The organism is Saccharomonospora sp. CUA-673 (assembly GCF_001942305.1).
GTDB lineage: Bacteria > Actinomycetota > Actinomycetes > Mycobacteriales > Pseudonocardiaceae > Prauserella.
This window is the reverse complement of sequence record NZ_MKKE01000044.1, coordinates 89,682-111,751: the sequence shown is the minus strand read 5'-3', so window position 1 is coordinate 111,751 and position 22,070 is coordinate 89,682. Positions and strand designations below refer to the sequence as shown.

19 protein-coding genes and 6 pseudogenes are annotated in these 22,070 nt (G+C 67.0%); 10 read left to right on the top strand and 15 right to left on the bottom strand.

What is annotated here, in order from left to right; all coding sequences use genetic code 11:
• Nucleotides 1-397 precede the first annotated feature (397 nt).
• Together BJF85_RS18870 and BJF85_RS30460 are read left to right on the top strand one after the other, a co-directional pair.
• A complete protein-coding gene (locus BJF85_RS18870) occupies nucleotides 398-1,249 on the top strand; it encodes a helix-turn-helix transcriptional regulator (protein WP_075849523.1) in 852 nt (283 codons plus the stop codon).
• Nucleotides 1,246-1,437, top strand: a pseudogene (locus BJF85_RS30460) (DUF397 domain-containing protein); the annotation flags it as partial. The gene BJF85_RS18870 and the pseudogene BJF85_RS30460, both read left to right, overlap by 4 nt.
• A 385-nt stretch (nucleotides 1,438-1,822) precedes the next feature.
• Here BJF85_RS30460 and BJF85_RS18860 read toward each other — a convergent pair.
• Nucleotides 1,823-2,212: a rhodanese-like domain-containing protein gene (locus BJF85_RS18860; RefSeq protein WP_255375755.1), complete on the bottom strand. Its 390-nt coding sequence runs from the start codon at nucleotides 2,210-2,212 to the stop codon at nucleotides 1,823-1,825.
• Between the two features lie 17 nt (nucleotides 2,213-2,229).
• Here BJF85_RS18860 and BJF85_RS18855 point away from each other — a divergent pair.
• A pseudogene (locus tag BJF85_RS18855) lies at nucleotides 2,230-2,907 on the top strand (hypothetical protein); the annotation flags it as partial.
• 120 nt (nucleotides 2,908-3,027) lie between these two features.
• Here the strand turns inward: BJF85_RS18855 and BJF85_RS18850 are convergent.
• The 4 genes and pseudogenes from BJF85_RS18850 to BJF85_RS30450 all read right to left on the bottom strand — a co-directional run.
• A complete protein-coding gene (locus tag BJF85_RS18850; protein ID WP_075849424.1) occupies nucleotides 3,028-3,894 on the bottom strand; it encodes an alpha/beta fold hydrolase in 867 nt (288 codons plus the stop codon).
• Nucleotides 3,891-4,982 carry a BtrH N-terminal domain-containing protein gene (locus tag BJF85_RS18845; RefSeq protein WP_075849422.1) on the bottom strand — a complete coding sequence of 364 codons (1,092 nt, stop codon included), beginning with the start codon at nucleotides 4,980-4,982 and terminating at the stop codon, nucleotides 3,891-3,893. Before BJF85_RS18845 ends, BJF85_RS18850 begins: the two co-directional genes overlap by 4 nt.
• On the bottom strand, nucleotides 4,979-5,851 hold the full coding sequence (locus BJF85_RS30455) for an MFS transporter (RefSeq protein ID WP_075849420.1): 873 nt from the start codon (nucleotides 5,849-5,851) through the stop codon (nucleotides 4,979-4,981). Before BJF85_RS30455 ends, BJF85_RS18845 begins: the two co-directional genes overlap by 4 nt.
• A gap of 34 nt (nucleotides 5,852-5,885) precedes the next feature.
• Nucleotides 5,886-6,323 (bottom strand): annotated as a pseudogene (locus BJF85_RS30450) (MFS transporter); the annotation flags it as partial.
• Between the two features lie 463 nt (nucleotides 6,324-6,786).
• Between BJF85_RS30450 and BJF85_RS18830 the strand changes: the two are divergent.
• Entirely contained in the window at nucleotides 6,787-7,347 is a 561-nt protein-coding gene (locus BJF85_RS18830) for a TetR/AcrR family transcriptional regulator (RefSeq protein WP_255375754.1), read from the top strand.
• Nucleotides 7,348-8,038: 691 nt separating this feature from the next.
• On the opposite strand, the gene BJF85_RS18825 is transcribed toward BJF85_RS18830, so the two are convergent.
• A complete protein-coding gene (locus tag BJF85_RS18825; protein ID WP_075849416.1) occupies nucleotides 8,039-8,314 on the bottom strand; it encodes a hypothetical protein in 276 nt (91 codons plus the stop codon).
• On the bottom strand, nucleotides 8,311-8,919 hold the full coding sequence (locus BJF85_RS29070) for a hypothetical protein (RefSeq protein ID WP_222844592.1): 609 nt from the start codon (nucleotides 8,917-8,919) through the stop codon (nucleotides 8,311-8,313). The genes BJF85_RS18825 and BJF85_RS29070 overlap by 4 nt, the downstream gene beginning before the upstream one ends.
• Before the next feature lie 31 nt (nucleotides 8,920-8,950).
• Here BJF85_RS29070 and BJF85_RS18810 point away from each other — a divergent pair, with 31 nt between their 5' ends.
• Both BJF85_RS18810 and BJF85_RS18805 read left to right on the top strand, forming a co-directional pair.
• Nucleotides 8,951-9,475, top strand: a complete 525-nt coding sequence (locus BJF85_RS18810) for a DUF6262 family protein (RefSeq protein ID WP_075849410.1) — start codon at nucleotides 8,951-8,953, stop codon at nucleotides 9,473-9,475.
• 24 nt (nucleotides 9,476-9,499) lie between these two features.
• Nucleotides 9,500-9,730 (top strand): annotated as a pseudogene (locus BJF85_RS18805) (IS256 family transposase); the annotation flags it as partial.
• Nucleotides 9,731-9,982: 252 nt separating this feature from the next.
• Here BJF85_RS18805 and BJF85_RS18800 read toward each other — a convergent pair.
• From BJF85_RS18800 to BJF85_RS18775, 4 genes are all read right to left on the bottom strand, one after another.
• Entirely contained in the window at nucleotides 9,983-10,579 is a 597-nt protein-coding gene (locus BJF85_RS18800) for a TetR/AcrR family transcriptional regulator (protein WP_255375752.1), read from the bottom strand.
• A 904-nt stretch (nucleotides 10,580-11,483) separates the two neighbouring features.
• Nucleotides 11,484-12,686, bottom strand: coding sequence for an NAD(P)/FAD-dependent oxidoreductase (locus BJF85_RS18785; protein ID WP_075849404.1), 1,203 nt, complete (start codon nucleotides 12,684-12,686; stop codon nucleotides 11,484-11,486).
• Nucleotides 12,683-14,071: a cytochrome P450 gene (locus BJF85_RS18780; RefSeq protein ID WP_075849403.1), complete on the bottom strand. Its 1,389-nt coding sequence runs from the start codon at nucleotides 14,069-14,071 to the stop codon at nucleotides 12,683-12,685. Before BJF85_RS18780 ends, BJF85_RS18785 begins: the two co-directional genes overlap by 4 nt.
• Nucleotides 14,072-14,186: 115 nt before the next feature.
• Nucleotides 14,187-14,408: a 2Fe-2S iron-sulfur cluster-binding protein gene (locus tag BJF85_RS18775; protein WP_255375751.1), complete on the bottom strand. Its 222-nt coding sequence runs from the start codon at nucleotides 14,406-14,408 to the stop codon at nucleotides 14,187-14,189.
• A gap of 155 nt (nucleotides 14,409-14,563) precedes the next feature.
• Between BJF85_RS18775 and BJF85_RS18770 the strand changes: the two genes are divergently transcribed.
• Nucleotides 14,564-15,541: an AraC family transcriptional regulator gene (locus BJF85_RS18770; protein WP_255375750.1), complete on the top strand. Its 978-nt coding sequence runs from the start codon at nucleotides 14,564-14,566 to the stop codon at nucleotides 15,539-15,541.
• Nucleotides 15,542-15,625: 84 nt separating this feature from the next.
• Here the strand turns inward: BJF85_RS18770 and BJF85_RS18765 are convergent.
• From BJF85_RS18765 to BJF85_RS31570, 3 genes and pseudogenes are all read right to left on the bottom strand, one after another.
• Nucleotides 15,626-17,353, bottom strand: a pseudogene (locus BJF85_RS18765) (MDR family MFS transporter); the annotation flags it as partial.
• Nucleotides 17,310-17,759, bottom strand: coding sequence for a MarR family winged helix-turn-helix transcriptional regulator (locus BJF85_RS18760; RefSeq protein WP_369822236.1), 450 nt, complete (start codon nucleotides 17,757-17,759; stop codon nucleotides 17,310-17,312). The pseudogene BJF85_RS18765 and the gene BJF85_RS18760, both read right to left, overlap by 44 nt.
• Nucleotides 17,644-18,036: a hypothetical protein gene (locus BJF85_RS31570; protein WP_158057011.1), complete on the bottom strand. Its 393-nt coding sequence runs from the start codon at nucleotides 18,034-18,036 to the stop codon at nucleotides 17,644-17,646. Before BJF85_RS31570 ends, BJF85_RS18760 begins: the two co-directional genes overlap by 116 nt.
• A gap of 414 nt (nucleotides 18,037-18,450) precedes the next feature.
• Between BJF85_RS31570 and BJF85_RS18755 the strand changes: the two genes are divergently transcribed.
• The 3 genes and pseudogenes from BJF85_RS18755 (at nucleotide 18,451) to BJF85_RS29050 (ending at nucleotide 21,438) form a co-directional block, all read left to right on the top strand.
• Nucleotides 18,451-19,053 (top strand): TetR/AcrR family transcriptional regulator, encoded by a 603-nt coding sequence (locus BJF85_RS18755; RefSeq protein WP_075849397.1) that lies wholly within the window; start codon nucleotides 18,451-18,453, stop codon nucleotides 19,051-19,053.
• A gap of 47 nt (nucleotides 19,054-19,100) precedes the next feature.
• Nucleotides 19,101-20,359 (top strand): annotated as a pseudogene (locus tag BJF85_RS30445) (MMPL family transporter).
• Nucleotides 20,338-21,438 (top strand): MMPL family transporter, encoded by a 1,101-nt coding sequence (locus BJF85_RS29050; protein ID WP_222844587.1) that lies wholly within the window; start codon nucleotides 20,338-20,340, stop codon nucleotides 21,436-21,438. Before BJF85_RS30445 ends, BJF85_RS29050 begins: the two are co-directional and overlap by 22 nt.
• Before the next feature lie 115 nt (nucleotides 21,439-21,553).
• On the opposite strand, the gene BJF85_RS18745 is transcribed toward BJF85_RS29050, so the two are convergent.
• A complete protein-coding gene (locus BJF85_RS18745) occupies nucleotides 21,554-22,060 on the bottom strand; it encodes a GbsR/MarR family transcriptional regulator (protein ID WP_075849395.1) in 507 nt (168 codons plus the stop codon).
• Nucleotides 22,061-22,070: the final 10 nt, after the last annotated feature.

Sequence of the window (22,070 nt, the reverse complement as noted above, 5' to 3'; positions counted from 1 at the left end):
TGGGAAGCCATAGCCACGCCACAGGAACCAGGCGGCGGGCAGCGCGCGGAGTCGTCACCCGCGGGAAAGGGACTCGACGCCGCGCTGCCCACCGCCGGCAGCTCGGCCCGTCGGCCCCGATGGGGCGATGCGGCCGAGCGTGCTTGTAGCAGGGACCTGGGAAGTTCAGTGGCATTGGTGCTGGGTACGGAAACCGCTGGGGTGCGCCACCATGGCCCAAGTCCTCGTCGAGTAGGCTCGTAACTTGTGTACTCATAGACTTGACCTCGCAGACTTGGCGGTTCTGAAGATAGGCTGAATCAAACGGTAACTCGTGTACTCAAGTTGAGTACACGTACAAATGGGTGAATTGGCTTGTATCGTGCGTGATCAGGCCAGTTGGCATACGGAGGTGCGCGTGGCCCAACAACAGCTCCCACCAGCGGTAATGAAGATCGTGTTGGGCAATGAGCTCGCTCGGCAACGCGTCGAGGCCGGGTTGAAGCAGGACGACGCGGCGGAGGTCTTGCGCTGCACTCAGCAGAAGATCGCGCACATCGAGTCCGGCAGCGGCATCCGGCCGATGGAGCTGGACGCGCTCCTGGAGCGCTACGGAGCCGCCGAGACTGACCAGGCGTATGCCCGCGACCTGCAAGCCGAAGGCAACCGCCGGACCAAGCGCGGTGCGTTCAGTACGCGGTTCCGGCAGCACATGCGGCTGCTGGTCGACATGGAGCCGAGCTGCCAGCGGATCTTCTCCTACCGGGCGATGGTGGTGCCGGGCCTACTACAGACCGAGCGATACATGCGCACGTTGTTTCGCGCGTGGCGACCCTCACTGTGTCAGGAGCAGATCGATCAGGACACCTCCGACCGACTGGCACGGCAACGGGTGCTCGACAATACCGATCAGCAGTTCTGGTTCATCGTCGACGAAGCGGCCCTCCGCCGCAGCACCGGCAGTCCGGAGATCATGAAAGAGCAGGTCATGTGGCTCGTCGAGGCCCTTGATCGGCCGAATATCGAGCTTCAGCTGGTGCCGTTCAGTGTCGGCTATTACATGGGGCAAGGCTACGAGTACAGCATCTTCGGCTACGACACCAAGCCGCCGGTCAGTATCGTTTACCTGGAGCAACACGATGGTGGTACCTACGTGGACGACAGCAAGCGCACAGCGCGGTACCTGACGCTGTGGGAGCAGCAGAAGGCCGCAGCATCAGGGCCGGAGCAGACTCGCCGCTTCCTGCTCGACTTCGCTGGGACCCTATGACCACCAGCAACGACGCAGCGACACGAAGGGCAGCCGCGGAGATGACCTCCAACAACACCAGCACAGCTCGCCGTGACGGCCCCGTCGGGATCTGGTTCAAAAGCTCGTTCAGCCACCCGAACGGCAACGAGTGCGTCGAGGTCTTCTTCGACACCGATCTCGTTCACCTCCGCGACAGCAAGGACGGCGGTGCCGGCCCGGTTCTGAGCGTCCCCGCTGATGACTGGCCGACTTTCCTGGACGAAGTAGCTGGACGGGTACCGGCTGGCGGTAACACGGTGATCCAGATCATGATCGACGCCGACGGTGGAGCAAGCCTCCGTGCACGCCGCACCCCGGACACGATCCTGTCGTACACGCCGGGCGAATGGTCCGCATTCGTCGCAGCGTCCGCAATGCGGAATTCGATCTCCCCGACGCCAAATCGCTCGCCGCTTAAATCCATTGGCCAGGAGTGGGGCCGTCTATTCCTGGGGCCTATTCCTGGGGCGGCCCCACTCCTGAGCGACAAGCTGTTACTCCTTGCAGTCGATCCGGAGGCATCCATCGTGACTGCGAGTCGCATCACGGACGTCACCCGGCGCGACCGTCCGTGCGGGGAGTGTGGTTGTGGGGCAGCAGTCCGAGCACGCGGGACATCGCGCAGGTGTTGCTCACCGCGGCGAAGGTCAGGCCCGCGCCGACGAAGCCGGCGACCCACTTCAGCGGTTCGTAGGCGGTGCTGACCACGACGCCGGTGAGCACGAGTAGCCCAGCGACCAACCGCACCTGCCGCTCCATGGCCCACGTGCCCCGGCCCTGGTTGAGCTCGCCTCCCTGCTGCTCCCAGCCGGTGATACCGCCGCGTAGCACGCTGAGTCGGTCCAGACCGGCGCTTTCCAGCAGGGTGCGGGCCTGCTCGGCACGACCGCCCGAGGCACACACCAGCACCACCGAGTCGCCATGCTGGTACGGCGTCGTCAACGAGGTCGAGTTTTCTAGGGCGCCTTTACGACCTCGACACGCTGCCCACCACAGATTCCCGGTCCACGCAGTCCCCCTCAGCGCGCGAGGACATCATCCAGCACTGCGTCGCGAACCTGGATTGGCCTGAGGACTGGGTCTTCCACGACGAGCGATTCGGCCTAGCGGATAGCGATGACGCGCTCGTGCGGTTTCTGGCCGAGATGCTGCACCCGATGGTTCGTACGAACCTTGCCGAAGTCGAGCAACTGCACGACTTTCTGAACCGGACACTGGTTCATGACGGCCACGAGATCGTCCAGGTTGACACCAGCGGCGCCCCAGTCTTTGCCGGTCGCAGGATCGGCGCGGGCGTGCGCGGCTCGATGACGAACCTGATCTTCGCCGCCGACGGCCCGAAGCCGAAGATCGTCTTCAGCGATGCCCTTAACAACGACTTCCGGGTGGTCAAGAACGAACAGTTCTGCCTCGTCTACGACCGGCCACTGGCGGCACATGGGCTCACGTGGGCCGACTTGAGCAGCTGGTGGGCCGACCGCGAAGGGATCACAGGGGCTCCGGCACGTGAAATCTCGCGCAGCCTGTATCGACGGCTCGACCGCTCGTTGGGTGACAACGACGCAGAGCGACGGATCCGGCGCCGCGTCGAACACCGCGAGGCTGTACATGTGCATCGCCAGACCAGTGAATCCTGACGCTTGTTGGTCAGCAGCGGCTTGATATCGATCTGCTGGTTCCGCAGCATCGTCAGCCGCTCGTCCCGAGCCTGGTCCAGCGCTGCGAGGAGCGCGTCCCGTTCACGGGATAGTCCCCCGTTACCGCGGGAGGGGGAGGAGGTGGTTGAGGAAGTCGATCAGGTGGTTGGTGAAGATGTCGTTGTCGTCGCCGGCGACCATGTGTGCGGTGTTGGTGACGGTGGCGGTGTGGGCGGTGGGGATGTGGTGGAGCAGGTGTTCGACGGAGTCGTGGTTGACGATGTCGGATAGTTCGCCGCGGATGAGCAGGGTGGGGATGGTGATCTGTTGGGCGGCAGTGTCCATGCGGGTGGTGAGGTGGGTGAGGGCGGCAGTGTCGTTGATGAACTGGAGCAGTTGCGGGTCCCAGTGCCAGTGCCAGCGGCCGTCACGGTGTTGGCGGAGGTTCTTGCGGAGTCCGTGGGGGGTGGCGGGGCGGGTCCGGTGGGGGTTGTAGGCGGCGATCGCGGCGGCGGCCTCGTTCAGGGTGGCGAAGCCGTCGCGGTGTCGGGTCATGAAATCGAGGATGCGTGCGGCGCCGGCGGGATTGATCTGGGGGGCGATGTCGACGAGTACGAGGGCGCGGGCGATGGGGTGGTCGGCGTGCGCGAGCAGTGCGGTGATACCGCCCATGGAGGCGCCGATGAGCACGGGGGTGTCGTTGAGGGTGCCGGTGATGTGGACGAGGTCGTCCACGAGGTGATCGATGGTGTAGTCGTGGGGGTGTGCCCAGTCGCTGTCACCGTGTCCGCGGGCGTCGGGGGTGAGCGTGGTCCAGCCGTGCTCGGCAAGCCGGGCGGCGGTGTGGTGCCAGGAATAGCGGGTTTGTCCGGCGCCGTGGAGCAGGATAGCGGTGCCGCGTGGTGGGGTGGCTGGTGGTGCGGTCCAGTAGTCACCAGCGAGGGTGAGTCCCGCGCGGCGGTAGGTGAGGGGTGTGGGGGTGGTCACGGGGTCTCCGGGGCGTAGGGGCTGAGTTCGCGGGCGAGGAGGTCGAGTAGATCGGCGCCGTGCTGTTCGAGTTCGGGGAGATGTCGCGCGGTGTCGGTGAGTGCGGTGACGCGGTTGGAGGTGTCGGTGGTGGCGGTGGTGGCGATGCGGGCGAGGTCGTGCCAGTGCTGGGTGAGCTGGGCGTAGAGGTCGGCGGCTTGTCCCGCGAGGGGCAGGCCGGTGCGCTGGTTGAGGTAGTGCAGGTAGTCGGCTTGCAGGCGGCGGAATAGGCTGCCGCCGGTGCCGGCCTTGTCGATGAACGCGGCCAGCGCGGTGAGCACCGTGTCCAGTTGCGTGGGGGTGAACACGTCGGGCCAGCGCCGCAGGTCGTCGACGAAGACGCGGAGGCCGTCCAGGCCGGCGCCGTGCGCGAGGTCGGTCACCCCGTCGAGTTGACTGGTAGGCAGCAGTGGCTGGGGGTGGCGCAGAGCTCGGGCGGCGGCGTGGCAGGCGTCGGCGGCGGTGTCGGCCAAGGGCGGCAGGTGGGTGGGGTAGCGCAGGCGGTAGGTGGTGTGGCGGGTGGGTGCGGGGAATCCGGTGGAGTTGCGGGCGCGGGCGAGCGCCTCGTAGCCGACGGGTTGGGGGTCGGCGCGGTCGTTGTCGATGACGGTGGCGGTGCGGGTGTGGTCGTCGTAGCCGGTGATCACGATGTCGTGGCGGCTCATGCTCAGCCGCACCCGCAGGTACGGGAGGTGGGCGATGTCGGCCCAGCACAGCACCGGATATCCGTGGTCGAGTTCGTCGCGGACCCAGGCCCAGCCTTCGCCGGGGTCGTCGGTGGTGTGCTGGGTGGCGGTGATCCCGAGACGGCGGGTGAACCCACCGGTGAGGTCGGGGCCCCGGCCCACGAGGTAGATCGGCGGGCTCATGGCGGGGTGGCGCAGGTAGCTGAACCCGAGTTCGCCGCCGAGCCCGAATACGGTGCCTTCGTCCAGTGGCGTGTCGTCGTAGGACAGCTGGGCCCACTGCATCAGGTCGCGCAGCGCTCCCGACCCGCAGTGCCCGGCCAGCTGGTGCGGGTAGTCGCTGATGACGCGTCGTCCGGTCACGAGGTACTCCTGTCCTGTTCGTCGACAAGCGAAGGGTTGGTAGCGTCGCGGCCTCGGGTTTCCCCTGGCTGCCACGGTCGGTGCCCGCGGTGGCGTCCGGGCGCCCACACCGTGAGCGCGATGGCCGTGACCGCGGTGATCACGGCAAGGGCGCTGAGGGTGTCGTGGAACCCGTCGACGAAGGCACGCCGCGCCGCAGCGGCAAGACCCGGTCCGGCGGGCGTGTCGCCGGCCAGCCGCAGCGCGGCGGCCAGCGAATCACTGGCCTGGGCGCGAGCTGCTGCCGGCAGGTGGGTGATCGCTGGGGCGAGATGGGTGCGGTAGCTGCCGGCGAGCAGGCTGCCGGCCAGCGCGATCCCCACCACGGCACCGAGTTCCCGGGTGACGTCGTTGACCGCGGAGGCCACGCCCTGCTTGGCGCGGGGAACCCCGCGCACGATGGCGGCGGTGGCCGGTGTCGCGCAGATACCCAGACCGAGCCCGAACACACCGAGGAACACCACCAGCCGCGGATAGTCCTCGTCCACCCCCAGCCCGCCGATCCCGACCAGCGCACCAGCCACCAACGCCAGACCGGCGCCGGTCATCACCCGCAACCCCACCCGCTCGCACACCCACGGTGCGAGCACCGCGGCCACGACCAGCGGAACGGCCACCGGCGCCAACGCCAGCCCCGCCCGCAGCGGCGAGTAGCCCCACACCAGCTGCAGATGCTGCATCAGCAGGAAGAACACCCCGAACGCGGCCAGGAACTGCACCACCAGCGACACCGCACCAGCCCCGAACCCGCGGTCGCCGAACAACCCGACCTGCAACAACGGTGCCGCCCGTCGTCGTTCGACCAGCACGAACCCGGCCCCCGCCAGCACCCCACCACCGAGCGAGCGACCACCAGCGCACTGTCCCAGCCGTGATCGGGAGCTCGATCACCCCGAACACCACCAACCCCACCGCCGCCGCCGACAGCACCGCCCCCGGCACATCCAGCCTGGGCGCCGCGGGCTCACGCGACGACGGCACGAACCAGCCACCCACCACCAGCAGCAGCGCCAACACCGCGGTGGCCACGAACACCGCCCGCCACGACCAGACCGCCAACAACGCGCCGGCCCCGAGAATGCCCAGCACCGCACCCGCCCCGGCAAAACCCGCCCACACCCCCACCGCACGCGCGGCCTGCCGTGCAGGGAACTCCGCGGTCAGCAGAGACAACGTCGCCGGCATCACCAGCGCCGCCCCCAACCCCGCGACCGCCCGGCACACAATCACCCCTGTCGGCGTATCCACCACCACCGGCAGCGCCGAACCCACCGCGAACACGACCAGCCCAGCCAGCAGCACACCGCGCCGCCCGAGACGGTCCCCCACCGCGCCCGCCGGCAACAGACGCCCGCCAGCACCAACGTGTAGGCATCCACAATCCACGTCGCCTGCGTCTGACTCGCCCCAATATCCGCCGCCAGCTCCGGCAACGCGTGGTCAGCGACGCCACCCCGGCCATCACCAACGCCACGGCCAGACACGACACCGCCAGCGTCCAGCCACCGCGCGCCCCGCCCGTTCCCCCGGCCGACTCCGCCACACCCATCACCCACAAGCCTCGAACAATTGTGAACCGACAGTATCGGACCTAGACTGACGGTTTCACAAGTCTGGCTGTCGTTAGGCTTGCTCACGCCCGCACCGCCCTCTGGATACGCAGGAGATCGATGTCCACCGCCGCCGCTCCCACACCCGACACCCCGGACGAAGACCCGCGCTGGCACGCTCCCGCGCACGGCTGCTCGACGCCGCCACCCACCTGTTGGCCGAAGGCGGCATCGACGCGGTCACCATCGACGCGGTCACCCGCACCGCCGGCATCGCCCGCGCGACCCTCTACCGCCACTTCGGCACCGGCACCGAACTGCTCGCCGCCGCCTTCGAACGCCTGTTGCCCCCGGTCGCACCTGCACCCGCCCACGGCCCCCTACGCGAACGGCTGCTCACGCTGTTGACCAACCAAGCCCACCTCATCGACCACGCCCCCCTGCAGCTGACCGTGCTGTCCTGGCTCGGCATGAGCATCGCACCAACACCCCCGAGTCCCACCCAGAGCGACCGGCCACGCCTGCACACCCTGCGTCGCCGCATCATCGAGCTATACCGCCAACCCTTCGACGCCGTCCTCACCAGCGACGCCGCCCACAACGCACTCCGCCCCGGCACCGACACCACCGCCGCTCTCGCCCACCTCATTGGGCCCCTCATCTTTAACCGCCTCGTCACCGGCACCCCCAACGACGAACAGTTCTGCGCACACCTGGTTGACGACTTCCTCATCAGCCACGGGCAGACCACCCCTGGGCCAGGCAGAAACGGCTGAACCAACAGGGCGTGTAACTCGGGCCCAAAACAGCTTGGCCAGCGTGGCCGCCAACCGCTGCAGCGTCGCATAGTCCATTGTGGATACACGCTCGCGGAGGTAGTCCACGAACAGATTCCGGACGGGTCGGCAGGCGATGCGGTAGCGGTCGATGAGGTCCTCGATGCTGAGCTGCCCGGTGGTGCTGAACGCGCGCACCGTCGCCGGAGCGCAGGCTCGAAGATCCCGATAGCGTGCAGCAGCTGATAGAAGTAGCCGCTGGTGGTCTTGCCGCCCCCGATGCGGTGCACCGCCTGCAGCAGCTCGAGGCAGTCGCCGATGGTGATCGCGGCCAACGTTCCGCCCTTGGCCGCTTGGAGGACCGCGATGCGGCAGAGCGCCGTTGCTTTGGTGGCCAGGCTCGCCGGTCGGCATCACAACGGGGATGTAGCAGCGCCCAGCCTTGCGGGTCACGTGTGCGGGCCAGGTGCACGGTCAGGTTTTTCGGGGTGGCCGGGCTGATGAACCAGCTCATGTCCGGGCGCAGCACATCGGCGCAGATCAGGCCCATCAGCCCGGTAGAGACCAGCAAGTGACACCGCTTGGCTGACATCGCGGCGCCTCCGGTGGCCGACCACCAGTCCGCTGCGGCGGACTTCCAGCCCGCCTCGTCGCCCTCAGCGAGGGTGGTGCTGGCCAGCAGCCGGTCCTGTCAGGAATCCCCGGGGAACTCGGCCAGCCAGTCCAGCACGGCCCGCACCCCGAGGTCCTGCACCTGCCGAGTGTGGGCGTCCTCACATGCGAGCGGAGGCATCGCCAGCCGCCGCAGCACCGTTGCCCGCGACGCGGCCGTGGCCGGCCAGCGCACCAGCACGACCCGAGGCGGGAATCGGTGCTTCAACTCCTCGGCCGCATGCACGCTGGTCGGGCGATAGGAATGTTCCGAGCGCCGCTTCACCCGCGCCGACGTCCCCGCGGCCTCGGTCATGCCTGCCACCGCCCGAACAACACATCCAGCGACTCCCACCGATACCGCGACACGGCACCGTCGTCCCGCCCCGACACGGTGGTGGTCGGCGCCGTGTTGCGGCGCTCATGGTGGGCCAGCACCGAGGCGATCACGTCCTCCGGCAATGGGTTGGTACACAGCTGTGTTGCCGACAACGACGCATGCCCGAGAACCCACTGGACATCGGTGATCGGCATCTGCGGATCCCGTCGCGCGGCCAGACCCACCGCGACACGGCCCGGATCGACAGAGCTCATGACTCCATGCTCGTGCCATCCGATACGCGGTCGTATGCCGCAAGTCGTGCAACGTCCAGTTCGTGTCCAGCAGCCCGTTGACACGGATGAACATGCGATGAGTTCGCGCGAGGCTTCAACCAGATCCCGGCCCTGGCCTGCGAGACGATCCGTCTCGATCAGCTGGTTGGGCAGCTGAAGCTGGAGCTGCAGTATGCGCAGCACCGCGTGCACCGGCAGCAGGTTCTGCAGATCATCACCGCCGCTGAAGCCCGCGGCCAGCAACGCCTGGACGAATTGAATCAGCAGGTCCTCAGCAACCTCGACCGGATCATCAACACTCTGCACGACGAGGCCGACGTCGACACGAGAGTGTCCGATGCGAGCTGATGACACAGCCCACCTGATCACCGCCGCCCAGCGGCGGCACGAGCTCACCCGCGCCAAAGCAGTACGGGCATTGCGCGAACTCGACCAGCCCGGCAGCACCAACACCTTTGAAGCCGTCGCCCGCAAGGCCGAGGTCTCCCGTTCCTGGCTCTACACCCAGCCAGACATCAAAGATCAAATCCAACAGCTGCGGGGCCTCGGCGAGCGCACGTCGAACGCTCCAATACCATCTCGGCAACGCAGCAGCGACTCCTGTCCACTCCACCGACTGGCAATCGCCAACAAGCGCAACCAAGACCTCGCCGAGGGGAACCAGCGGCTCTGGCGCCAGCTCGATCAAGCCCTCGGACAGCTCCGCGCGAACCGACAGACCAACACCACCAAGTCGTCACCGAACCCGTCCACCCGTCACTCTTCGGTAACGATCGGTCCCCTGCTGAAATGCCGACGCAGACCTCGCGCCGCCACCTTGACGACACCGTCTTTGACGCAAACACGCAGGCCACAACCATGATCAGCTTGGTGATTCAAGATAAGCATCGAGTCGACCTTCGCCACTGTCCGGCATCGGCAGCGGGTCACCAAGGGCCCCGGCTCGCGGGCCGCCGGGGTCGCGATGACGTTCAAGCTCATCGATTCCGCCCCGGCCCGCTGGCGTGCCGTCAACGCGCCCCACCTGGTCGTCCTCATCCGTGCCGATGCCTGCTTCGAGAAGGGCAAGTTCGTCGAACGACCCGAGCAATCAGGAGGTGATCAGCTAGCCGCGTGACACGGCGAACCACAGGTCTTGACAATTCCCCAACGCCGCCGAGGCGACGGCCGAGGAGTTCATCGCGTACACCCGGGAGCGGCTTGCCCACTTCAAAGTGCCCTACCCGGGTCGAGTTCGTGACCGAGTTGCCCCGCACAGCGACCGGAAAGGTTCTCTAGACGGTGCTACGTCAGCAGCAGGGCGCAGACGAACACGCAGTACGCCACTGAGCTCAGTTCAGACTGCTCCCATCGTGCCATCCGGCGCAGGTCACGATTCGAGGGAGAGGAACCGGACCGCGACCTCTGAGATCTTGCGCGCCGTCGCGGTCCGGTTCCATCTGGGCAGCGCCAGATGACTGACCGTCAGGCGAACCATGGTGTCGGCCGCGTCGATGACGTCGTTTTCGGGAAGACTCGGGTAACTCTCTGCGACCCATCCGGCCAGGGTGTCGGAGGCAAGGTCGAGAAGCCGCGCGGAAGTCGTGAGCAGCGGGAGCATCCCCGTGAACGCCTGACTCCCCGCATCCAGGTCACGGTTGGAGATGAGCACCGCCTTGAGCAGGGGGCTACGCCCCGCCTCGTCCAAGGTGTAGTCGACGGCTGCAGCGATGCCGCGCTTCGCATCGCCGACGTGCGCCTCCAGCGCCCCCTGGATGCCCTCCAGGAAGCGCGAGGCTTCCCGAAGCACGACGGCTTCTCCGAGGCCAGCCTTGTCACCGAACTCCTTGTAGAGAGCTGCCCGCGACACCCCGGCTCGATCCGCCACCTCCCCCATGCGCACCCGGTCCCAGCCGCGGTCGACGATCAAGTCGTGGGCAGCCTCAAGGACAGCCGAGCGCATGTGCTCCCTGAACCGTTCGCGCATGGAGTGTGCCCGCATGAAAGACAGGGTAGCGATCTCTGTCTCGCTACCGACTCCCGTCACCGGCCTGGACAAGACCAAGCTACCGTGCGTGCTCGTCGGCCAGCCGGTCGACCATGGCGACGAGGCTGTCATGGAGTCTCTGCATCCCCCGCACCAACTGCCGTGGTCGTCGGCAACTTTTGGAGGTCCTCGAATGGCACCGGTCCCCGACCAGCAGCATGACCGGACGACGAAGGCCCAACACCACCCTCCGTTCGTAGGCTGGCACGATCGTCTGCACGCCCCACTGTGCAACAGGAGTCAATGGAGCTGACGTCTCGTCTCCAGCGTGATGCGAACAGTACCCGACCCCTGAGCGACATCAGACGTCCATCCGGCCGCTTCGTGATCGAACCTTCCGGGTAGACGACGAGGGCGCCGCGGTCCACGGCTTCGACCGCGGCGCGGAGCCCAGCTCGGCCGTCGGAACGATCGACCTCGACGTGGCGGCCGGCCGAAACCACCAGCCGACAGCTCTGCTCTGAAACAGGCTCGTCTTTGCCATGAACCGGGGGCCGGACCCCTGGGCCAGGATCATCTCCGCCAGGAACAACGGATCGGTTTGGGAGACAGGGCTGACCGCCAGCACCGCACCTCCCGTCCGGCGAGGCGTTCCGTGCCGCGCCAGTCCACTCTCCTGGCCCCCAGCAGCAACGGTCTGCAAACGAGCAACACCAGCCACCATGCAGGACCGCGTGCGCCTCTGGGGGCGTGCCTCACGTCTGCAACCGACGCGATTCACGGACGCCCAGAATGATAGACAGAAGTCCTATCGCCGTCCACGCAGTCGACATCCAAGCCATCCTTGTTCGCCGCGCTGGGCGGTGCCTCGGTGGTGACCACGGTCAGCGGTCGGCCGGCTTCGTTACACCGCAACCTCTGCGGTCAGGGCGGCCGTATCGACTGGGGTCCCCTGGCCGAGCATGCGCTTGGTGGTCATGAAGTCCCGGGGACGGTTGACGCAGTCAGCGGCTATCAGCTCGCCCTTCCGCAGGTAGTAGCAGGTGAAGTCGCGGTCGGCGGTCGGGTCACCGCTCAGGACGATGTCGTCATAGCCCGTGTTGAGTCCCGCGATCTGGAGCTTGAGGTCGTATTGGTCCGACCAGAACCACGGGAGCGCCGTGACCTCCTTGTCCTTTCCACAGATGGTCGCCGCTGCCACCTTGGCCTGTTCCACCGCGCTCGGCACCGACTCCAGGCGGATCCGTCGGCCGTAACGTGGCATGTCCTGCGAGGCGCAGTCCCCGGCGGCCACAATGGTGGGATCACTGGTGCGCGCGTGCGCGTCGATCAAGATCCCGTCGTCCACGGCCAAGCCGGCTGCCTCGGCCAGTTCCGTGGTCGGCTCGATACCGACCCCGATGATCACGAGATCGGCTGTCACAGGCTCGCCGCTCGCCAAGACCACCTCGCGGACGCGGTGGTCGCCGACCAGCGCCTCGACCGATGCGCTCGCCCGCACGTCGACTCCCTCATGTTGGTGGATGCGCGTGAAGAATGCCGACACCTCAGGAGCGGTCACCCGCTCGAGGACGCGGTCTGCGGCCTCCAGCACGGTGACGTCGAGCCCCAGCGCGCGCAACGACGCGGCGGTCTCCAGGCCGATGTAGCCACCACCGACGATGACGGCGCGCCGTCCGGGGATGGCGTCCTCGCGGATCCGCTGCACATCGGATGACTGACGCAGGTAGTGCACCCCATCGAGCTGGGTGCCGGCGGCGCGCAGGCGCCGTGGGCGTGCGCCGGTGCAGAGAGCCAGGGCGTCATAGGACAGTCTGTCCCCCGTGCTGAGCAGGACCTGGCGAGCCGAACGATCGATCTCCTCCACGAAGGCGTCCAGGCACTCGATGCCCTGCTTGAGGTAGAAGTCCTGGGAGCGAATGGCCAACTCCGTCAGCGAGCACTTGCCAGCGAGGTAAGCCTTCGACAGAGGAGGTCGCTGGTAGGGCAGTACCGACTCGTCACCGACCAGCACGATCTCACCGGACCAGCCCTCTTGGCGGAGGCTGGTGACCAGCTGCGCCCCGGCATGGCTGGCACCGACCACCACCGCGCGCGCTGAGCTCATCCGGCATCCTTGGGGGTGAGCTTGACCATCAGCTTGCTGATGCCCCGAACGAAGTTGGACTGGACGTACTCCGGCTCCCCGACCACATCGATCCTCTCGAAGCGCGGGAGGAGCTCCTCCCAGAGGATCCGCAGCTGCAGCTCGGCCAACCGGTTGCCCATGCACCGGTGCACGCCGAACCCGAAAGCGATGTGGTTGCGGGCGTTGGGCCGGTCGATGATCAACTCGTCCGGCCGCTCGAACACAGTCTCATCGCGGTTGCCGGACGCATACCACATCACCACCTTGTCACCCTTACGGATGAACTGGCCGTTGAGCACGGTGTCGGTCTTGGCGATCCGGCGCATGTAGGCAAGCGGGGTCTGCCAGCGGATGATCTCCGAGACCATGTTCGGGATCAGGTCCGGATTGGCCTTGAGCTTCTCGAACTGGTCGGGGAACTGATTCAGCGCGAGAACGCCACCACTCATCGAGTTGCGCGTTGTGTCGTTGCCCCCCACGATGAGCAGGATCAGGTTACCGGCGAACTCCATGGGACGCTTGATCAGGTCCTTGGTGCTCTCGTCGCTCTGCAGCATGGTGATGAGGTCGAACCCGGGCTCTTCACCGGCCGCGAGGCGGGCGGCCTTGTCATGCCACAATGCGCTGAGTCCACGCGCCATGCCCACCATGCCGCGGAACAGCTCGTCGTTGTCGGAGGGGCCTCCGTTGGCCTGCTCCATCGAAGTGGCCAGGTCCGACCACTCGACGAGCTTGTGCCGCTGCTCGAAGGGGAAGTCCAGTAGCGTCGCCAACATGCGGGCGGTGAGCTCGATCGACACGGTGCTCACCCAGTCGAAGGGTTCGTTGACGGGCAGGTTGTCCAGGACGTCCCTGACGCGCTCGCGAATGAGGCCCTCCATCTCGCGGAGGTTCTTCGGAGCCACCACCCCTTGGACGGAGCGGCGCTGAACGTCGTGCTTGGGCGGGTCCATGGCGATGAACATCGAAATGTCCATGAACCGCGGCGGCGCCCCGATGACGATGAGAGGTTCCGCGGAGAAGACCTCGTGGTTCTTGTCCACCGCGATGATGTCGGCGTGACGCGTGACCGACCAGAACGGCCCGAAGGGACTGTGAGGTTGGTAGTGGACCGGGGCCTCTTCGCGTAGGCGCTTGAAGTAGGAGGCCCAGCGCCCCTGCCGGTAGAGGAACGGGTTGCTGAGGTCGATGTCTTCGAGCGCGACTTCTTCGACCGGCGGGATCGGGCGTTCGACGAACATCTTCTGCCCGTTCGTGCGGGTCAACCAGCGTCGGCCCTTGTCGTATAGGTGTGCGGCCTGGACCTGTCGATCCAGCGGGATGGCGGCCTCGACCTGCCTCTTGGCTGCTTCAGGGATCTTCATCTCGTCGACACCTCCTGCTACATCTGGAATTCGGGCAGTTGCACGGTCAGGCCATCCCATGACTCGGAGGCCTTGATCTGGCAGGACAGCCGAGACGTCGCGTGTCGCTCGGGGTTCATCGACAGCATCTCCTCTTCCACCGGACCGGACGGGCGACCTTGTCGGCCCAGGCGGGATCCACGATCACGTGGCAGGTGCCGCAGGCGGCCTCTCCGCCGCAGTCACCATCGATGCCCGGAATGGCGTTGTTCGTCGCGACCTGCATCAGCGAGCAGCCCTCCTCGAGGGGCGCCTCGTGCTTCTCCCCGTCGTGCGACACGAAGGTAACGACTGCCATCTACAACTACCTCACTCTTGACTACAAGACGGACACTTCCTTCATGATTGTCGTCGGCATCCGACAAGGCCATGTTGAAGCCGTGCCACCCTGTTGTGAGTTCGGATCACGTGAGGATCGCTATGTGGAGAGACGAGCCAGGCGTCCCATCTCTTGTGTTCGTGCAACTGCTGAGCAGTTCAGCGATCGATCAAAACGCCGTGGAGGAGTTCCGCGCCATCATGACGCGCGAGGGAACCGGCGAGCTGACTCTGATTCGGACCCAAGCGCAAGCACCGCTGCGGTGGTTTCGCGAGGTCTATCCCGAACTCGACGCCGAGCAGGCGACCCGGCTGGGGATCGCCTGCGCGGAACAGGCCCAGCTCACGTCCTTCGGGCCGATGAGCGTGCCGCTGGTCAGCGCAGGAACCGTCGCCGAGGTCGTGCAGCTGCTGACCTATCTTCCGGTGATCACCAAGGCCGTCACCACCCAGTTCGATCGCCAGCCGGAGGACCTGACGATCCGGCTGTCCGGGAACGCAGGAGACCTCGACCTGGACTGTCTAGTCATCACCTACTGCGGACTGGCCCTCATGCGGTTGATCGACGTGCTGGTCGGCGACACGTCGGAGGTGACCATGCATAGTCGCTGGCCGGAGCCGAGCGTCCTGCCTGGAGAGGCCTGGCCAGGGGCTCGGCTCATCTTCGACGCCCCCCTGTCCTACCTGCATATCCCTGCACAAACGCTGCACACAGCCTGCCGCTTCCCCGACCCACTCGCCTACGAAGTCGCCATCACCGACCTCCAGCAGGCGCTCGAACGTCGGGCCGGCACCCAGGACTTCACCCGCAGAGTGCGGGAGCTGTTGGACGACCGGCCAGGGGTGAAGACGATCCAGTCAGTCGCGGATGAGTTCTCGATTTCCTCGAGCACGCTAAAACGCCGCCTCGCCGCGGAGGGAACCAGCTTCCGCGAACTCCTCCAGAAGTCCCTGCTCGACCGCGCCCGGATACGGCTGCTCGACCGGTCCACGTCGGTCAGTGAGGTCGCCGCCGAACTCGGCTACAGCGACGTCACCAACTTCTCGCACGCCTTCAAAGCATGGACTGGCAACTCACCGAGCCACTTCCGACGCGCCCACCAGAACCCTTGAGCAGGGCTCCCAGCGCAGCCCCTCGAAAGGACCGCGGCCGGGGCGCGTCCGAAATTTGTTTGACAGACACTCGGAGGCCGCCCATCAGTCACCCGGCTGACCAACCTTCCTGGAGGGCTCGCCCGGTCCGGGTCGGTTCTCGTGGTCAGTGAGATGCGCGTCGGGGTCGACCGAGGTTTCGAATGCGGCGGCGAGGTCCTCGGCGGAGGTGTGTCCGCGGGTCTGTCGCAGCGGGGTTTCGCGCAGGAAGAGCCGGATGACGAACCCGAGCAGCGCGAACGGTACGGCGGCGAGGAAGGTGGTTTGCAGCGCCTCGGCGAACCCGGTGGTGACTGCGAGATGGATGGGCTCGGGCAGCGCCGCGATCTGTTCGGGGCTGCCCTGGGTGGCAGTCCCGGCGGGCATCTGGTCGGCGGTGACCCCGGCCGCCTTGAGCTGCGCGGGGATGGTGTCGCGGAGGCGGTGGGTGAGCAGTGCGCCGAAGACTGCGACTCCCATCGCGCCGCCGAGGGAGCGGAAGAAGGTGGCTCCGGAGGTCGCGACGCCGAGGTCGGCGTGGGGCACGGCGTTCTGGGTCGCCAGCACGAGGACCTGCATCACCATGCCGATGCCTGCGCCGGTGATGAACATGAACACCCCGGCCAGCCACAGCGAGGTGTCCACCGACATCCGGCTCATCAGCGTCAGCCCCAGGACGGCGACCAACAGGCCGACGACGGGGTAGATCTTGTAGCGGCCGGTGTGGGTGATCATGCGTCCGGAGGCGATGGACGTGGCCAGCAGGCCGACCATCAGGGGAAGCGTCAGCAGGCCGGATGCGGTGGGTGACTCGCCTTTGACGATCTGCAGGTACTGCGGGAGGAAGATGATGGCGCCGAACATGGCGACCCCGACCGCGAAACCGGCCAGGCTGGTGATGACGAAGGTGTGGTTGGTGAACAGTCGCGGGGGCATGATCGGTTCGACCGCCCGGCGCTCCTGCCAGACGGTGAGCGCGAGCATGAGCACCGTGACCGCGGTCAGCCCGTAGGTCCAGCCCGAGTTCCAGGCGAACTCCTTGCCGCCGAGCGAGAGCATCAACAGCAGGGCGCTGATCCCGGCGACGATGAAGAACGCCCCCAACCAGTCGGTGGCATGCCTGCGGCGCGGGAACGGCAGCTTCAGCACACGTTCGGTCACCGCCAGGGCCGCGATGCCGATGGGGATTCCGACCCAGAAGGTCCACCGCCACGAGAGGTGCTCGACCAGGAAGCCACCGAGCAGTGGCCCGGCGACGGTGGCCAGGCCGAAGACCGAGCCGATGTAGCCTGGTAGCGGCCGCGTTCGCGGGGGCTGACGACGTCGCCGATGATCGCCTGGGACAGTGCCATCAGCCCGCCAACGCCGACTCCCATCACGGCCCGGAATCCGACGAGTTGCCCCATGTTCTGGGCGAACCCCGAGGCCAGGGAGGAGACCAGGAAGATCCCGATCGCGGACTGGAACATGATCTTGCGGCCGTACAGGTCCGACAGCTTGCCCCAGATCGGTGTGGAGGCGGTCGAGGTCAACAAGGTGGCCGAGACGACCCAGGCCAGCTGGTCCTGGCCGCCGAGCTCGCCGACGATGGTGGGCAGCGCCGTGGCCACGATCGTCTGGGACAGGGCGGCGACCAGCATCCCCATCATGAGCCCCACCAGGACGGTGAGGATCTGCCGGTGCGTCAGCCCCGGCATCACCTGTTCGCCGGGTACCCCCGGGACACCGGCTCCGGGGGAGGACGGCGTGCTCATCGCTGGCTCCCTTCTGCGCTGTGCGGGTCCGAGGCCAGATGCTTGTCGAGGCCGGCGTTGAACGCGGCGAGCAGGGAAGCGAAGCTCGCCAGATCCTCGGGCGACCACGACTGCAGCAACTCCCGGACGACACCGCGTCGTTCCGCCCGAGTCGTGGTCAAGACGCTTCGGCCGCGCTCGGTGAGCCGCAGCCGGAAGGCGCGTCGGTCCTCGGTGTCGGCTTCCCGCGTGATCAGGCCGGCCTGCTCCAGGGAGGCGACCTGCCGGCTGATCGTCGAGGCGTCCAGGTGGAAGTGTGCTGCCAGCGCACTGGGCCGCAGTGGGCCGGTGTCATGGAGCCACGCAAGGATGCCATAGGCGGCCCTCTCCACGACCTGCTCGGTCGGGCCCCCGCGCAGATGCACCTTCTGGGCGCGCCGCACCAACAAAGTCAGCTCCTGCTCGATGGACTCCACCGAGACCAAGTCGGCCTTCGACCCAAGTGGTTGCATATACCAACCATAACCGGTGGAGAGACAGCGAGCGCACCAGCCCGCCATTCTCGCGTGGCCAGAGCCGGGACGAGGCCGGGAGAAGCGCGGCCACCAGATCGTCCTGGCTTGCCGAGGTCAGATTGTCGAGGCCGACAGCGTGGCGAGCCAGGGCGAGGCCTGGAATCTGCGACGTCGCGAGCGCGGTGCACTGGTGCGTGCCCGGCGCCGACCAGGTCGAAGACCGTGCCAACTATCAGACCGGTTTCGTAGCCCAAGTCAGGGCACACTCCCCACACGGATGGCAACGATGGTGGCTGCATGTCACCCGCAGGGCGATTAAGCACGACTACCTCGTCAACCACGGGAGATGCAGCATGTCGGGCGGCACTCAAACCCGCCTCGTCCATGCGTCCTACAGGCGCAGGAAACGAGCACCTCAACTCCGCACGCCCGCAGCGGCTTGCTTGAGCCGGATGCCGCGACGAGTGGCACCTCCGATTCTCAGGGGCCTCCGACCTCGCCGTCCGCTACGAAGCCCGTCGTGCCGTCACGTCAGCGGCCCGCCGTCGTCGGACGGCTGCCTGGGGGCAACCGCGCCGAGGCGAGCATCGATGTGCACATTTGGCAATTTTGCTCATTGGGCAGAGGCGGGCATACTGAGGGCGTGGATCGTGGGTTGCGGGACCTCAAGCGCGAGGCGACGAGAGAGGCGCTGGCCAAGGCGGCGTTCGAGCTGACCCGTGAGCGCGGCTTGTCGGGGTTTGTCACCGCGGACGTGGTGGAGCGGGCGGGGTACTCGCGGCGGACCTTCGGCAACCACTTCTCTTGCAAGGAGGAGGCGGTCGCTTCGGTCGCGTTCGGTGGTGTCGACGATGCCAGCGCGATCCTGGCTGGCCTTCCCTCTGACCTGCCGCTGCTCGATGTCCTGTTGGCTGTGATGAAGACGCAGTTCACCACGGACGCGTTGGTGAGGATGCGCGAGCTGATGGCGATGGCGCGGCAGTATCCGACCCTGGAGCCCTACGTGCTGGGCGTTCAGCAACGCATGCGCCATACCGCGCAGGAACTCTTGGGTTCGGTGGCGGGGGACCGGTACCCCACCGTCTACGTGCCGCTGTTGTTCGGTGCCGTGTACGGCGCCGTGATGGCGGCCCTAGAGGGAACCCTTGATGTGGACCTCGGCGGCGAGAACGACCCCAGCCCCGCCTCGATGGACTACAGCTCGTTCCTCGACATCACCTTCGACTACCTGCGCCACGGCTTCTAGACCTAGAAGACACCGCCCCTCTTTGCCCTCAAGGAGCACCAGCCCCCATGTCCACTTTCTTGTACCGGCTCGGGCGAACGGCGTTCGGCAGACCGTGGCTGTTCATTGCGGGCTGGCTCGCCGCCCTCGCAGTGGTCGTCGGTGCGGTCGCCATCAACGGGGTGAGCGTCAGCTCGGAGATGAAGATCGAGGGCACCGAGGCCCAGACTGTGCTCGACCGCGTAGCCGATGAGCTCCCCGCCGCGTCGGGAGGGCAGGCCAGTGTGGTCTTCACCGCGCCCGACGGTGAGCGCCTCGACACAGCGGAGCGACTCGCGGTGATCAGCGGCACCGTCAGTGACGTCTATGACCTCGACAAGGTCGTCAACCCCCTCGACCTCGCCACGGGTACCTCTGAGAAGGGCACCCCAGGCACGCCCGAGGAGAAGGCACCGGGCACTCCGCCGGCCGGGCCGGACCAGGAGCAGACGCCTCCTTACCAGCCGTTGCTGGTGGACGGGGCACCGGTGCCCGGCGTGCTCGTGTCCTCGGACGGGCAGGTCGCGCTGTTCCAGTTCCAGTTCACGGTCGCCTCCACCTCATTGACACCTGAGGACGTCAGCTCGGTGGTCGAGGTGGTGGAGCGTGCCGAGCAGGGTACGGGGATCACCGTTCTCCCGGGCGGCTCGCTCAAGGCTATCGAGATCCCAGTCGGTGTTGGCGAGGTGATCGGTCTCGCCGTCGCCGCCCTGGTGCTGGTGCTCACCCTGGGCTCGCTGATCGCGGCCGGCCTGCCCTGATCACCGCGCTGGTCGGCATCGGCATCGGCGTGGGCGGCGCGTACGCGCTCTCCACGGCCGTCGAGATGAACTCCGCCACGCCCGTGCTCGGTCTCATGGTCGGCCTCGCCGTCGGCATCGACTACGCGCTGTTCGTTGTCAACCGGCAGCGACGGCTGATTCTAGATTGGGGACTCACCGCGCGGGAGGCAGCAGGCAGAGCAGTCGGCACCGCAGGCAGCGCGGTCTTCTTCGCCGGCCTGACCGTCCTCATCGCGCTGACCGCGCTGACCGTCATCGGCATCGCGATGCTCTCCACGATGGCCCTGGTCGCGGCGTCCACGGTGGCCCTGGCCGTGCTCATCGCACTGACCCTGCTGCCCGCGCTGTTAGGCTGGTCGGGGAGGGGATCTGCTCGGACAAGGCCCGAGCCCGACGCTACGCCAAGGTGGACGCGGAGTCCCACAGTGTCGCCGACCACTGGGTCAAGGGTGTCATCAGGTTCCGGTGGCCCGTCATCGGCGGCGTGGTCGCGATCCTGGGCGTGATGGCGATCCCAGCGGCCAGCATGAACCTGGGCATCCCAACCGGTGCGACCGCGAACCAGGACACCGCCGCCCGACAGAGCTACGAGGCGGTCTCCCACGGCTTCGGTGCGGGATTCAACGGCCCGCTCCTGGTCACCGCGGAGCCCACCGGCACCGCAGGCCGCGTCACACCCGAGCTGACCGCGAAACTGATCGGCGAGTTCCAACACCGAGACGACATCGTGCTGGCCGCACCCGTCGGCGTCAACGAGGCCGGCGACCTGGCCGTGTTCAGCGTCATCCCCACCTCCGGTCCCAGCGACGAGGCCACCAGCGATCTTGTGAAGTCGCTGCGCGAGCCCAGCAACGCGATCGCCCAGAACAACCAGGTGCGGCTGGGCGTGACCGGGTTCACCGCTATCGGCATCGACATGTCCGACAAACTCGCCGACGTCCTCCCGCTCTACCTCGGCATCATCATCGTCCTCTCCGTCCTGATCCTGATGCTCGTCTTCCGCTCCGTGGTCGTTCCGATCAAGGCCACAGCCGGTTTCCTGCTCAGCATCCTGGCTACCTTCGGCGCCACCACCGCCGTCTTCCAGTGGGGCTGGCTCGGCGGCCTCTTCGGGTTCGACACCGGCGGCCCACTCATGAGTTTCATGCCGATCATCGTGACCGGCATCCTCTACGGACTCGCCATGGACTACGAGGTCTTCCTGGTCTCTTCGATGCGCGAGGCGCACATTCACGGCCAGCCGGCCCGACACAGCGTCGTCCATGGGTTCGACCAGGCCAGCCGGGTCGTCGTCGCGGCCGCCATCATCATGGTCGCGGTGTTCTCCGGCTTCATCTTCAGCCACGACATCATGATCAAGCAGATCGGCTTCGCTCTCGCCGCTGGCATCCTCATCGACGCCTTCGTCGTCCGGCTGACCCTCGTCCCGGCGCTCATGGCCCTCTTCGGCGAGCGAGCATGGTGGCTGCCCCGCTGGCTCGACCGGCTGCTGCCGGACCTCGACGTCGAGGGCGACAAGCTGCTGACCATGCTCAACCAGCAGGCCGAGGCCACCGATCGACAACACGTCGAGGTCCGCGACTGAAGTGCCCCGGAAGCATCCGGAGCCGAACCCTGGGGGCACGTTCAGCAGCCCCACCAGATCGACCCGGTCTGCCGGCACGGCCGAACGCGGTCGACCATCACCGCCGGTGTCTCGGTCACCGAGAATCCAGCCGGTGATCAGACCAGCGCACCAGCATTCCCTCCAGCTCGCTGCGCAGGAACGCGATGAACGTCGCCGCCTCAGCCAATCGATGGCCTTCACCGCCGGGAGCGCCGAGCGCGACCGTGGCGCTCTCCAGCGTGGACTGCCACTGCTTGAGAACCGGGACCCAGGCGGCCACGACCATGCCCCAGACGTTGCCGTCACAGATCCGATAGAGCTCCGTCCTCTTCCCGGGTTCGCGTTCCTTGACCACCATCCGCGTCGCGGTGAGATGGCGCACCGCCCCCGAGATCGCGGCCGGACTGACCCGAAGCCCTTCCGCGAGCGCGGCGGAGGTGTAGCGGCCGGCGCCGTCGGCGAGCATGTAGGCAAACACCCTGGCGGACATCCGCGGGACCCCGGCCTCGTTCAGAATCAGGGCGATGCGCTCCACCACCCGGAGCAGCCCCTCGCCCTCGTCCTGCCAGCGGCTCGCCATCATCTGCTCACCATCACCCATCCAGCCAGGC

Coding starts and splice junctions, on each gene's coding strand:
- BJF85_RS18825 (WP_075849416.1), bottom strand. CDS start 8,314: ATGACCGAGGCCGCGGGGACGTCGGCGCGGGTGAAGCGGCGCTCGGAA.
- BJF85_RS18810 (WP_075849410.1), top strand. CDS start 8,951: ATGCGAGCTGATGACACAGCCCACCTGATCACCGCCGCCCAGCGGCGG.
- BJF85_RS18800 (WP_255375752.1), bottom strand. CDS start 10,579: ATGCGCGAACGGTTCAGGGAGCACATGCGCTCGGCTGTCCTTGAGGCT.
- BJF85_RS18785 (WP_075849404.1), bottom strand. CDS start 12,686: ATGAGCTCAGCGCGCGCGGTGGTGGTCGGTGCCAGCCATGCCGGGGCG.
- BJF85_RS18780 (WP_075849403.1), bottom strand. CDS start 14,071: ATGAAGATCCCTGAAGCAGCCAAGAGGCAGGTCGAGGCCGCCATCCCG.
- BJF85_RS18775 (WP_255375751.1), bottom strand. CDS start 14,408: ATGGCAGTCGTTACCTTCGTGTCGCACGACGGGGAGAAGCACGAGGCG.
- BJF85_RS18745 (WP_075849395.1), bottom strand. CDS start 22,060: ATGGGTGATGGTGAGCAGATGATGGCGAGCCGCTGGCAGGACGAGGGC.